General features: G+C 70.0%; 9 protein-coding genes. All 9 read left to right on the top strand.

The features are described from left to right. Window positions 1-4: 4 nt before the first annotated feature. The gene (locus RBJ65_RS26305; RefSeq protein WP_306321282.1) at window positions 5-2,026 is read left to right on the top strand and encodes a penicillin-binding protein 2; all 2,022 of its coding nucleotides are present in this window, start codon (window positions 5-7) and stop codon (window positions 2,024-2,026) included. Between the two features lie 149 nt (window positions 2,027-2,175). Continuing rightward, complete coding sequence (locus RBJ65_RS26310; RefSeq protein WP_306321281.1) at window positions 2,176-3,723, top strand: UDP-N-acetylmuramoyl-L-alanyl-D-glutamate--2,6-diaminopimelate ligase; 1,548 nt, start codon at window positions 2,176-2,178, stop codon at window positions 3,721-3,723. 4 nt (window positions 3,724-3,727) lie between these two features. Then, window positions 3,728-5,128, top strand: coding sequence for a UDP-N-acetylmuramoyl-tripeptide--D-alanyl-D-alanine ligase (gene murF, locus RBJ65_RS26315; RefSeq protein ID WP_306321280.1), 1,401 nt, complete (start codon window positions 3,728-3,730; stop codon window positions 5,126-5,128). Then, window positions 5,128-6,201: a phospho-N-acetylmuramoyl-pentapeptide-transferase gene (mraY, locus tag RBJ65_RS26320; protein WP_306321279.1), complete on the top strand. Its 1,074-nt coding sequence runs from the start codon at window positions 5,128-5,130 to the stop codon at window positions 6,199-6,201. Before murF ends, mraY begins: the two co-directional genes overlap by 1 nt. A 26-nt stretch (window positions 6,202-6,227) precedes the next feature. After that, the gene (gene murD / locus RBJ65_RS26325; RefSeq protein WP_306321376.1) at window positions 6,228-7,625 is read left to right on the top strand and encodes a UDP-N-acetylmuramoyl-L-alanine--D-glutamate ligase; all 1,398 of its coding nucleotides are present in this window, start codon (window positions 6,228-6,230) and stop codon (window positions 7,623-7,625) included. A 93-nt stretch (window positions 7,626-7,718) separates the two neighbouring features. After that, window positions 7,719-9,053, top strand: coding sequence for a putative lipid II flippase FtsW (gene ftsW / locus RBJ65_RS26330; RefSeq protein ID WP_306321278.1), 1,335 nt, complete (start codon window positions 7,719-7,721; stop codon window positions 9,051-9,053). A 6-nt stretch (window positions 9,054-9,059) separates the two neighbouring features. Next, complete coding sequence (murG, locus tag RBJ65_RS26335; protein WP_306321277.1) at window positions 9,060-10,151, top strand: undecaprenyldiphospho-muramoylpentapeptide beta-N-acetylglucosaminyltransferase; 1,092 nt, start codon at window positions 9,060-9,062, stop codon at window positions 10,149-10,151. Between the two features lie 140 nt (window positions 10,152-10,291). Beyond that, window positions 10,292-11,095, top strand: coding sequence for a cell division protein FtsQ/DivIB (locus RBJ65_RS26340; RefSeq protein WP_372341367.1), 804 nt, complete (start codon window positions 10,292-10,294; stop codon window positions 11,093-11,095). 298 nt (window positions 11,096-11,393) lie between these two features. Continuing rightward, window positions 11,394-12,641: a cell division protein FtsZ gene (gene ftsZ / locus RBJ65_RS26345; RefSeq protein WP_306321276.1), complete on the top strand. Its 1,248-nt coding sequence runs from the start codon at window positions 11,394-11,396 to the stop codon at window positions 12,639-12,641. The last annotated feature ends 2 nt before the right edge of the window (window positions 12,642-12,643 follow it).

Genomic DNA, 12,643 nt, shown 5'->3' on the forward strand with positions numbered 1-12,643 from the left:
CGCCATGACCGACAGGGAGCCCCCGCGCCGCCGCGTGCCAGGACCCGCGCGCCCGGCCCGTACGCCGCAGCGCGGCGGGCAACAGGGTGGGCAGCGCCGCCCCCAGCCCAAGCAGCGCCAGAGCCCGTCCGCCGCCCGCCGCCCCCGCCCCGCCCCGTCGAAGCAGCAGGCGAAGCCGAGGCCGAGGCCGAAGCCGAAGGCCGCCACCCGGCTGCGCCTCGGCAGCCCCAAGCCGCGCCTGCGCATGGTGAGCCTGGGCCTCACGATGGTCCTGCTGGTCTTCGTCGGGCGGCTCTTCCAGGTGCAGGGCGTCGACGCCAGCGCCTACGCCGCGAAGGCCGCGCTGAATCGGTACGTCAGCCACTCCATCGCGGCCGAGCGCGGCGGCATCACGGACCGCGGCGGCGTCGAACTCGCCGCGAGCGTGGACGCGTACGACATCACCGCCGACCCGACGCTGTTCACGAAGAAGGCGACCAAGGTCGACGACGCGCCGGAGCAGGCGGCGGCGCTCCTGTCGCCGATCCTGGAGGTCGACGCGGCCGAGCTGACCAAGAAGCTGAAGACGAAGAACACCCGGTGGGTGCGGCTCGCCGCGCGGCAGACGCCGCAGGTCTGGAAGCAGATCAAGGACCTTCAGTCGACGCTCAACGAGAAGGCGAACAAGGCGGGCCGCGCGGCGAGCGTGCTGTCCGGCGTGCTGTCCGAGCCCAGCAGCAAGCGCGTCTACCCGAACGGCGACCTCGCCGCGGGCGTCCTCGGCTGGGTGAACGCCGACGGCAAGGGCGGCGGAGGCGTCGAGCAGCAGCTCAACAAGGAGCTCGCGGGCAAGGCCGGCAAGATCCGCTACGCCCAGTCCGGCGGCCGCCAGGTGCCCACCGCCGGCACCACCGAGCAGCCCGCGGTCCCCGGTTCCGACGTCGAGCTGACCATCGACCGCGACATCCAGTGGGCCGCGCAGAACGCCATCGACGAGCAGGTCAAGAAGTCGAAGGCCGACCGCGGCTACGTGATAGTGCAGGACACCAAGACCGGCGAGGTCCTGGCCATGGCGAACGCGCCGGGCTTCGACCCGAACGACCTGGCCGACGCCAAGGCCGAGGCCCTCGGCAACGCCGCCCTCCAGGACGCGTACGAGCCGGGCTCCACCGCCAAGATCATGTCGATGGCGGCCGTCCTGGAGGAGAAGGCCGCCACCCCCGGCACCCACGTCACCGTGCCCAACCGGCTGCACCGGGGCGACCGGCTCTTCCAGGACGACGTCGACCACCCGACCTGGCACCTCACGCTCAACGGCGTGCTCGCCAAGTCCAGCAACATCGGCACCATCCTGGCGACGGGCCAGCTCGGCAAGACGCAGCAGGCGGCCAACCAGTCGCTCTACTCGTACCTGCACAAGTTCGGCATCGGCCAGGAGAGCGGCCTCGGCTTCCCCGGCGAGACCTCCGGCATCCTCGCGCCCGCCGCCAAGTGGTCCACGTCGCAGCAGTACACGATCCCCTTCGGGCAGGGCTTCTCCATCAACGCGATGCAGGCCGCCTCCGTCTACTCGACCATCGCCAACGGCGGCGTACGGGTCGAGCCGACGCTCGTACGCGGCACCAAGGGCCCCGACGGGCGGTTCACGCCCGCGCCGAAGCCCAAGGAGACCCGCGTCGTCAGCGAGAAGACCGCCAAGACGGTCGCGCAGATGCTGGAGTCCGTGGTCGACGACGAAGAGGGCACCGGTACGAAGGCCCGCATCCCCGGCTACCGCGTCGCGGGCAAGACGGGCACGGCCAACCGCGTGGATCCGGCCACCGGCCGCTACAAGGGGTACACGTCCTCGTTCGCCGGTTTCGCGCCCGCCGACAAGCCGCGCGTCACCGTCTACTGCGCCATCCAGAACGCCACGAAGGGCAGCTATTTCGGCGGCCAGATCTGTGGCCCGATCTACAAGAAGGTCATGGAGTTCTCCCTGAAGACCCTTCAGACCCCGCCCACCGGCCACAAGCCGGCCCGGCTGCCCGTGACGTTCGAGCCGTGACAGGCGGTGATCTTGGTGATGGTCGTCACCCCTGATCCGGGGAACCGCCCCGCGCCACGCCCCTCGCTTCGCCGAGGGCGGGGTGCGCCCGGTACGCTCACGCCGTGCCACACGCTGATCAGTCCCAAACCACCCAGAAGGGCGCACCCGTGACATACCCCGGGCCGCCGCGACCGGTCGAGGTCTCCGCCACACCTCTCGCGGACCTCGCCGGTCAACTGGGTGTCCAAGCGCCCCAGGCCACCGTCTCGGTCACCGGCATCACCCACGACTCCCGCGCGGTGCGCCCCGGCGACCTGTACGCGGCGCTGCCCGGAGCCCGCGCGCACGGCGCCGACTTCGCCACGCAGGCCGCGTCCCTCGGCGCCGTCGCCGCGCTCACCGACCCGGCGGGCTGGCAGCGGGTGTCCGAGGCCGGCCTGGTCCCGCTCGTCGTGGACAACCCGCGCGGCCGGATGGGCGAGCTGGCCGCCACGATCTACGGCCATCCCGGCAAGGACCTGCTCCAGATCGGCATCACCGGTACCTCGGGCAAGACCACCACCGCGTACCTCATCGAGGGCGGGCTGAAGGCCGTACGCAACACGGGCCTCATCGGCACCGTCGAGATGCGGATCGGCGACGAGCGCATCAAGTCCGAGCGCACCACCCCCGAAGCCACCGATCTCCAGGCGCTGTTCGCGGTCATGCGCGAGCGCGGCACCGACGCCGTCGCCATGGAGGTCTCCAGCCACGCCCTCGTGCTGGGCCGGGTCGACGGCTGCGTCTTCGACGTGGGCGTCTTCAACAACCTGAGCCCGGAGCACATGGAGTTCCACTCCGACATGGAGGACTACTTCCAGGCGAAGGCCCAGCTGTTCACGAAGGCGCGCAGCAAACAGGGCGTCGTGAACTACGACGACGAGTACGGGCGCCGGCTCATCGACGAGTCCGAGGTCCCGGTCGTCACGTTCTCCGCGGAGGGCCACCCGGACGCCGACTGGCGCGCCGAGGACGTCGAAGTCGGGCCCTTCGACTCGACGTTGACCGTCATCGGCCCCAAGGGCGAGCGGATCACCGCCAAGTCGCCGCTCGCGGGCCCCTTCAACGTCGCGAACACCCTCGCCGCGATCGTCACCCTCGCCGTCGCCGGGATCGACCCGCAGACCGCCGCCGACGGCGTCGCCGCGGTGCCCGGTGTGCCCGGCCGCCTGGAGCGCGTGGAGGCGGGCCAGAAGTACCTCGCCGTCGTCGACTACGCGCACAAGACCGACGCTGTGGAGTCCGTGCTTCGGGCGCTGCGCAAGGTCACAGAGAACAAGCTGCACATCGTGCTCGGCTGCGGCGGCGACCGCGACAAGACCAAGCGGATGCCGATGGGCGCAGCCGCCGCGCGGTACGCCGACACGGCCATCCTCACCTCCGACAACCCGCGCTCCGAGGACCCCCTCGCGATCCTCGCCACGATGCTCGCCGGCGCCGCCGACGTACCGGCCCACGAGCGCGGCGACGTCGCCGTGTTCGAGGACCGGGCCGCGGCCATCGCCGCCGCCGTCGCGCGCGCCGAGCCCGGCGACACGGTGCTCGTCGCGGGCAAGGGCCACGAGCAGGGCCAGGACATCGCCGGTGTGGTCCGTCCGTTCGACGACCGCCTGGTGCTGCGCGCGGCCATCGAGGCCTCCGCGGCCACCGTCGACCAACAGAAAACCCAGGGATGAAGTTGTGATCGCCCTCTCCCTCGCCGAGATCGCCTCAGCCGTCGGCGGGCAGACGTACGACATACCGGATCCGCAGGTCCAGGTGACAGGACCGGTCGTCATCGACTCGCGCAAGGTCGAGCCCGGAAGCCTCTTCGCCGCCTTCGTGGGCGAGCGGGTCGACGGACACGACTACGCGCGCGAGGTCGTCGACAAGGGAGCCGCCGCCGTCCTGGCGTCGCGCCCGGTCGGCGTGCCCGCGATCGTCGTCGACGACGTCCAGGCCGCGCTCGGCGCGCTGGCCCGGCACGTGGTCGCCCGGCTCGGCGCCACCCTGGTGGGCCTCACGGGATCGGCCGGCAAGACCAGCACCAAGGACCTGATCGCCCAGGTGCTGCGCCGCAAGGCCGACACGGTCTTCACGCCCGGCTCGTTCAACAACGAGATCGGCCTGCCGCTGACCGCGCTCACCGCCACCGACGAGACCCGTTTCCTCGTCCTGGAGATGGGCGCCCGCGGCATCGGCCACATCAAGTACCTGACGGGCCTCACGCCCCCGAAGGTCGGCGTCGTCCTGAACGTCGGGACCGCGCACATCGGCGAGTTCGGCGGCCGCGAGCAGATCGCCGTCGCCAAGGGCGAGTTGGTGGAGGCGCTGCCGGCCGACGGCACCGCGATCCTCAACGCCGACGACCCGCTGGTGCGCGCCATGGCCTCCCGTACGCAGGCGAAGGTGCTCTTCTTCGGAGAGGCCGAGTCCGCCGACGTACGCGCCGAGAATGTCCGGCTCACGGAGAACGGGCGGCCCGCCTTCAGCCTGCACACACCCACCGGGTGCAGCGAAGTGACCTTGCGCCTGTACGGTGAGCACCACGTGTCGAACGCGCTCGCCGCGGCCGCCGTCGCCCATGACCTTGGCATGTCCGTGGAGGAGATCGCCCTCGCGCTCTCCGAGGCGGGCAACCTGTCCCGCTGGCGGATGGAGGTCACCGAGCGCCCGGACGGCGTCACGATCGTCAACGACGCCTACAACGCGAACCCCGAGTCCATGCGAGCGGCACTGCGCGCGCTGGTGGCCATGGGCAAGGGGCGTCGTACGTGGGCGGTGCTCGGGCAGATGGCCGAGCTCGGCGACGAGTCGCTGACCGAGCACGACGCCGTCGGACGGCTCGCCGTCCGGCTCAACGTCAGCAAGCTCGTTGCGGTCGGGGGCAGGGAAGCGTCCTGGCTGCAACTGGGCGCCTATAACGAGGGTTCGTGGGGTGAGGAGTCGGTGCACGTGTCCGACGCACAGGCGGCGATCGACCTGCTGCGCAGCGAGCTGCGCCCGGGAGATGTCGTGCTCGTGAAGGCATCCAGGTCGGTCGGTCTGGAGAGCGTGGCACAGGCTCTGCTCGCGAACGCGCAGGGTGGGGTTGATGCCTGATGATGAAGCAGATCCTGTTCGCGGGAGTCATCGGTCTCTTCCTGACGCTTGCCGGAACGCCACTTCTGATCAAGCTCCTCGCGCGCAAGGGCTACGGCCAGTTCATCCGTGACGACGGCCCGCGCGAGCACCACAGCAAGCGCGGCACGCCGACCATGGGTGGTATCGCCTTCATCCTGGCGACCCTCATCGCGTACTTCCTCAGCAAGCTGATCACCGGCGCCGCGCCGACCCTCTCGGGTCTGCTCGTGCTCGGCCTGATGGCGGGCATGGGGCTCGTCGGCTTCCTCGACGACTACATCAAGATCGTCAAGCGGCGTTCGCTGGGCCTGAGAGCCAAGGCCAAGATGGCCGGGCAGCTGATCGTCGGTATCGCCTTCGCGGTGATCTCCCTGCAGTTCGCGGATGTGCGCGGTAACACGCCCGCCTCCACCAAGCTCTCCTTCGTGGAGGACTTCGGCTGGTCGATCGGCCCGGTCCTGTTCGTGGTCTGGGCGCTGTTCATGATTCTCGCGATGTCGAACGGCGTGAACCTGACGGACGGACTCGACGGCCTCGCCACCGGCGCCTCCGTGATGGTCTTCGGCGCGTACACCTTCATCGGCGTCTGGCAGTTCCAGGAGTCCTGCGCCAACGCGCAGACGCTCACCAACCCAGGGGCCTGTTTCGAAGTCAGAGACCCACTCGACCTGGCGGTCGTCGCATCGGCCCTGATGGGCGCCTGTTTCGGCTTCCTGTGGTGGAACACCTCGCCCGCGAAGATCTTCATGGGTGACACCGGCTCGCTGGCCCTCGGCGGCGCCCTCGCGGGCCTCGCGATCTGCTCCCGCACCGAGCTGCTCCTGGCGCTGCTCGGCGGCCTGTTCGTGCTCATCACGATGTCCGTCGTCATCCAGGTCGGCTCGTTCCGCCTCACCGGCAAGCGCGTCTTCCGGATGGCGCCACTCCAGCACCACTTCGAACTCAAGGGGTGGTCCGAAGTCCTTGTGGTGGTCCGATTCTGGATCATCCAGGGCATGTGCGTGATCGTCGGACTCGGCCTCTTCTACGCAGGATGGGCAGCCAAGAAGTGACTTCTGGTCAGGGCTCCTGGCAGGGCATGAACATCACCGTCGCCGGTCTCGGCGTGAGCGGCATCAGCGCCGCCCGCGCCCTGGCCGGCTTCGGCGCGTCGGTGACCGTCGTGGACGGCGGCGACAGCGAGGCCCACCGCGAAAAGGCCGCTCTTCTTAAAGAAGCGGGGATTTCCGTCCAGCTCGGCGACTCGACCACGCTGCCCGAGGGCACCGAACTGGTCGTCACCTCGCCCGGCTGGAAGCCCACCTCGCCGCTGTTCGCCGAGGCCGCGGCCGCCGGCGTAGACGTCGTCGGCGACGTCGAGATCGCCTGGCGCCTGCGCGGCCCGAACGCCGCGCCCTGGCTCGCCATCACCGGCACCAACGGCAAGACCACGACGACGCAGATGCTCGCGTCGATCCTGGACGCGGCGGGCCTGCGCACGGCCGCGGTGGGCAACATCGGTACGCCGATCATCGACGTCGTCCTCGAAGGCGACGACGCCTACGACGTGTTCGCCGTCGAGCTCTCCTCGTACCAACTGCACTGGGCCCCGTCCCTGCGCGCCCACTCGGGAGCCGTGCTCAACCTGGCCCCCGACCACCTCGACTGGCACGGCTCCATGGAGGCGTACGCCGCCGACAAGGGCCGCATCTACGAGGGCAACCAGGTCGCCTGCGTCTACAACGTGGCCGACCGGGCGACCGAGAAGCTGGTCGAGGAGGCCGACGTCGAAGAGGGCTGCCGCGCCATCGGCTTCACCCTGGGCACCCCGGGCCCCTCCGAACTCGGCGTCGTGGACGGCATCCTGGTCGACCGCGCCTTCGTCGATAACCGGCAGAAGAACGCCCAGGAACTCGCCGAGGTCACGGACGTCAACCCGCCGGCCCCGCACAACATCGCCAACGCCCTCGCCGCCGCCGCCCTCGCCCGCGCCTTCGGCGTGGAACCGGGCGCCGTACGCGAAGGGCTGCGGAACTTCCGCCCCGACGCCCACCGCATCGAGCACGTCGCCGACGTGAACGGCGTCTCCTACGTGGACGACTCCAAGGCCACCAACACCCACGCCGCACAGGCGTCGTTGGCCGCGTACGAGTCCATCGTGTGGATCGCGGGCGGACTCGCCAAGGGCGCGACCTTCGACGAGCTGGTCACCGGCGCGGCCAAGCGGCTGCGGGGCGTCGTCCTGATCGGCGCCGACCGCGCGCTGATCCGCGAAGCCCTGGAGCGACACGCCCCGGAAGTCCCGGTCGTCGACCTCGACCGGACCGACACTGGGGCGATGTCGGCGGCGGTGCAAGAGGCCGCGCGGCTCGCCCGCGAAGGGGACACCGTGCTGATGGCCCCGGCCTGCGCGTCGATGGACATGTTCACCAACTACAACAAGCGTGGCGACGCGTTCGCGGCAGCGGTCCGCGAACTCGGCGGCACCAGCGTCTGACGGGACTCGAGAGGGCGCCCGGCGACGCGCCGGGCACCCTTCGGGAGGGGAACGTGGCAGCGCAGACGTACGGCTCATCGCTGGGGGGCGGTCATGGCCGGTAGCAGTCCGCCCCGCACGACCAAGCAGCGCCCCGCCGCGGCCCCGCCCCGGAAGACCAGCAGGGTCTACCGGGCCCGCGTCAACCCCGTACGCGTCCTGTACGGCCAGGCCAAGCGGGCCTGGGACCGGCCGCTCACCGCGTACTACTTGATCATCGGGGCCGCGCTGCTCATCACGGTGCTCGGCCTGGTCATGGTCTACTCGGCCTCGATGATCACGGCCCTCCAGATGGGCCTGTCCAGCTCGTACTTCTTCAAGAAGCAGTTCGTCGCGGCCGCGCTCGGCGGCATCCTGCTGCTGATCGCGATGCGGATGCCGGTGAAACTGCACCGGGCGCTCGCCTACCCGATACTCGCCGTCAGCGTCTTCCTGATGGTCCTGGTGCAGGTGCCCGGGATAGGAGTGTCGATCAACGGCAACCAGAACTGGATCTCGCTCGGCGGCCCCTTCATGCTGCAGCCCAGCGAGTTCGGGAAGATGGCGTTGATCCTGTGGGGCGCCGATCTCCTCGCGCGTAAACACGACAAGCGGCTGTTGACCCAGTGGAAGCACATGCTGGTGCCGCTCGTTCCGGTGGCGTTCCTGCTGCTCGGGCTGATCATGCTCGGCGGCGACATGGGCACCGCGATCCTGATGACCGCGATCCTCTTCGGCCTGCTCTGGACGGCCGGAGCGCCGACCCGGCTCTTCGTGGGCGTGCTCTCCGTGGCCGCCGTGATCGGCCTGATCCTCATCAAGACCAGCCCGAACCGCATGGCGCGCCTGGCCTGCCTGGGCAGCTCCGACGCCGGACCCGGCGACATGTGCTGGCAGGGACTGCACGGGATCTACGCCCTGGCCTCCGGAGGACTCTTCGGTTCGGGCCTCGGAGCGAGTGTGGAAAAATGGGGACAACTTCCCGAAGCGCACACCGACTTCATCTTTGCCATCACCGGTGAGGAACTGGGCTTGGCGGGGACGCTGTCGGTGCTCGCCCTGTTCGCGGCTCTAGGCTATGCGGGTATCCGCGTGGCCGGACGCACGGAGGACCCCTTCGTTCGCTATGCCGCGGGAGGCGTGACGACGTGGATCACGGCCCAGGCCGTGGTCAACATCGGTGCGGTGCTCGGCCTGCTGCCGATCGCCGGAGTCCCGCTCCCGCTGTTCTCGTACGGGGGGTCCGCGCTGCTTCCGACCATGTTCGCCGTAGGCCTGCTGATCGCGTTCGCGCGGGACGAGCCGGCGGCGCGGGCTGCGCTCGCCATGCGGCACAGTTCGGGTGGCCGGGGGATGAGATGGAACACGATGCGACGGCGCGCCTCGGCGCGTACGTCCAGAGAGCGGTGAATTTCGGTGCATGTCGTACTCGCCGGTGGGGGGACCGCCGGCCACATCGAGCCGGCGCTCGCCCTCGCGGACGCCCTGCGCAGGCAGGACCCGACCGTGGGCATCACGGCCCTGGGCACGGAGCGCGGCCTTGAGACCCGGCTCGTACCGGAGCGCGGCTACGAACTGGGCCTGATCCCCGCCGTACCGCTGCCGCGCAAGCCCACGCCCGAACTGATCACCGTCCCCGGACGGCTTCGCGGCACCATCAAGGCGGCCGAGCAGATCCTGGAGCGCACGAAGGCGGACGCGGTCGTCGGCTTCGGCGGGTACGTCGCCCTGCCCGGCTACCTCGCGGCCAAGCGCCTCGGGGTGCCGATCGTGGTGCACGAGGCCAACGCCAGGCCCGGCCTGGCGAACAAGATCGGCTCGCGGTACGCGGCGCAGGTCGCGGTCTCCACGCCCGACAGCAAGCTGCGCGGCTCCCGCTACATCGGCATCCCGCTGCGCCGCACCATCGCCACGCTCGACCGGGCTGCCGTGCGCCCCGAGGCCCGCGCCGCGTTCGGCCTCGACCCGAACCTGCCGACGCTGCTCGTCTCCGGCGGCTCCCAGGGCGCGCGCCACCTGAACGAGGTCGTGACCCGCGTCGTACCGCTGCTCCAGCAGTCCGGCATCCAGGTGCTGCACGTGGTCGGCCCCAAGAACGAACTGCCGCAGGTGCAGCAGATGCCGGGGATGCCCCCGTACATCCCGGTACCGTACGTGGACCGGATGGACCTCGCGTACGCCGCGGCCGACATGATGCTCTGCCGCGCGGGCGCGATGACCGTCGCCGAGCTCTCCGCCGTCGGGCTCCCGGCCGCGTACGTCCCGCTGCCCATCGGCAACGGCGAACAGCGGCTGAACGCCCAGCCGGTGGTCAAGGCCGGCGGCGGCCTGCTGGTCGACGACGCGGAACTGACCCCCGAGTGGGTCCAGGCCAACGTCCTGCCCGTGCTCGCCGACCCGCACAAGCTGTACGAGATGTCCCGCGCGGCCTCCGAGTTCGGTCGCAGGGACGCCGACGAACTCCTCGTCGGGATGGTGTACGAGGCGATCAACTCGCGTCGTCACTGACGTCTCGGCGAGTGAGCCGAAGGGGCGCGTCGGTGTCGAGAGCTCGAGCGCGCGGAGGCCCGAAGGGTTGAGCACGGTCGGGCTCTCGACACCGACATCTGCGCCCCGGAGGCGAACCGAGCCTGAAAAAGGGAGTGCCAGTGGTCGGACCCACCACGACGGATCGCGAACGAGAGTCGTCAGAGGAGTCCGAGCCGCCCCCCGCCGCGCACTGGGTGCGCATGCCGAGCATGCGCACCCTTGTCGTGGCAGCGGTGCTGCTCGTCCTGATCGGGGCGGGCGGCACCTGGCTGCTGTACGGCTCGCCGTGGCTGCGCGTGGAGCGCGTCAAGCCCTCCGGCACCCGGGTCCTGACGCCGTCTCAGGTCCGCGAAGCGGCCGACGTACCGGTCGGCGCCCCACTGATTTCCGTCGACACGGATGCCATTGAGGAGCGGCTGCGCCGGAAATTGCCCCGAATTGACGCGGTTGATGTGGTCCGTTCATGGCCGCACGGAATCGGGTTGAAAGTGACGGAGCGCAAGCCGGTCCTGATTGTCGAAGACGGCGGAAATTCAGACAAGTTCGTCGAAGTCGACCGCGAAGGCGTTCGTTTCGCCACCGTCGACAAGCCCTTGAAGAGCGTTCCCCGCCTCGAATTGACGCCGGATCAGAAGGGCGCCGAGGCGAGCCTGCGGCGCTTCGACCCGGACCGGCTCGTGCGCGAAGCGGTGCGGGTCGCCGGGCAGCTGCCGAAGCCGGTCGCCCGGGACGCACGCGTCGTCAAGGTGCGTTCGTACGACGCCATCTCGCTGGAGCTGACCGGCGGGCGGAGCGTCGAGTGGGGGAGTGGCGAGCAGGGCGCCGCGAAGGCGCGCACCCTCACCGCTCTCATGAAAGCCGCCCCGAAGGCGAGGCACTTGGACGTGAGTGTTCCCACGGCCCCTGCGGTGTCCGGTAGTTGACGCACATTGACGCAGGCCAGCACCCTGGTTGGGCATCGACACGGCTGATCACATAGGGTGAAAAGAAAAACGGGAGGTTCGGCGTGTTCGTTGAACGTGCGCCACTTGTCGACTTAGTGTCAGGTTCGGAAGAGTCCAGGAAACAGACACACTGGTAACCCTAAACTTCAGCGTTAGGGTTCGGGTCGGCAGTCGACTAGTAGTCAACTAGTAGTCCGGACCGCCCCAATTCGGCATCAGTCGTCGCACCGTTCAACGCGAGGCGGCGACACGTAACTCGAGGCGAGAGGCCTTCGACGTGGCAGCACCGCAGAACTACCTCGCAGTCATCAAAGTCATCGGTGTCGGCGGCGGTGGTGTCAATGCCATCAACCGGATGATCGAGGTCGGTCTCAAGGGCGTCGAGTTCATCGCCATCAACACCGATGCGCAAGCCCTGTTGATGAGCGACGCGGACGTCAAGCTCGACGTCGGCCGTGAACTCACCCGCGGACTCGGCGCCGGAGCCAATCCGGGCGTCGGCCGCAAGGCGGCCGAGGACCACCGCGAGGAGATCGAGGAGGTCCTCAAGGGGGCCGACATGGTCTTCGTCACCGCCGGTGAAGGTGGCGGCACCGGCACCGGCGGCGCACCCGTCGTGGCCAACATCGCGCGCTCGCTGGGCGCCCTCACGATCGGTGTGGTCACACGGCCGTTCACCTTCGAGGGCCGGCGCCGGGCGAACCAGGCGGAGGACGGCATCGCCGAGCTCCGCGAAGAGGTCGACACCCTCATCGTCATTCCGAACGACCGGCTCCTGTCCATCTCGGACCGGCAGGTCTCCGTCCTCGACGCCTTCAAGTCGGCGGACCAGGTCCTGCTCTCCGGTGTTCAGGGCATCACCGACCTCATCACCACCCCGGGCCTCATCAACCTCGACTTCGCGGACGTGAAGTCCGTGATGTCCGAGGCGGGTTCGGCCCTCATGGGCATCGGCTCCGCGCGCGGCGACGACCGCGCGGTGGCAGCGGCCGAGATGGCGATCTCCTCGCCACTCCTGGAGGCGTCCATCGACGGCGCCCGCGGCGTGCTGCTCTCCATCTCCGGCGGCTCGGACCTCGGTCTCTTCGAGATCAACGAGGCCGCGCAACTGGTCAGCGAGGCGGCCCACCCCGAGGCGAACATCATCTTCGGCGCCGTCATCGACGACGCGCTCGGCGACGAGGTGCGGGTCACCGTCATCGCCGCCGGCTTCGACGGCGGACAGCCGCCGAACAAGCGGGAGAACGTGGTGGGTTCGCAGAACGCCAAGCGCGAGGAACCGGCGACGCCGCCGCGGCCCTCGACGCCGGCCCCCGAGCCCGCGCGTCCGTCCTTCGGCAACCTCGGCAGCGTGACCCAGCGCGAGGAGCCCCAGCCGCAGACGCCGGCCCCGGCCCCGCCGGCCGAGGCGCCCGCCCCGGTGAACGAGGCCCCGGCGGCTCCGCCCGCCCCGCCGCAGGTTCCCCGGCCGTCCTACCCGGACAGCCAGGCCGAGGAGCTCGACGTGCCGGACTTCCTCAAGTAACC

Origin of the sequence: Streptomyces sp. KL109B, from assembly GCF_030766935.1 — a bacterium.
Lineage (GTDB): Bacteria > Actinomycetota > Actinomycetes > Streptomycetales > Streptomycetaceae > Streptomyces.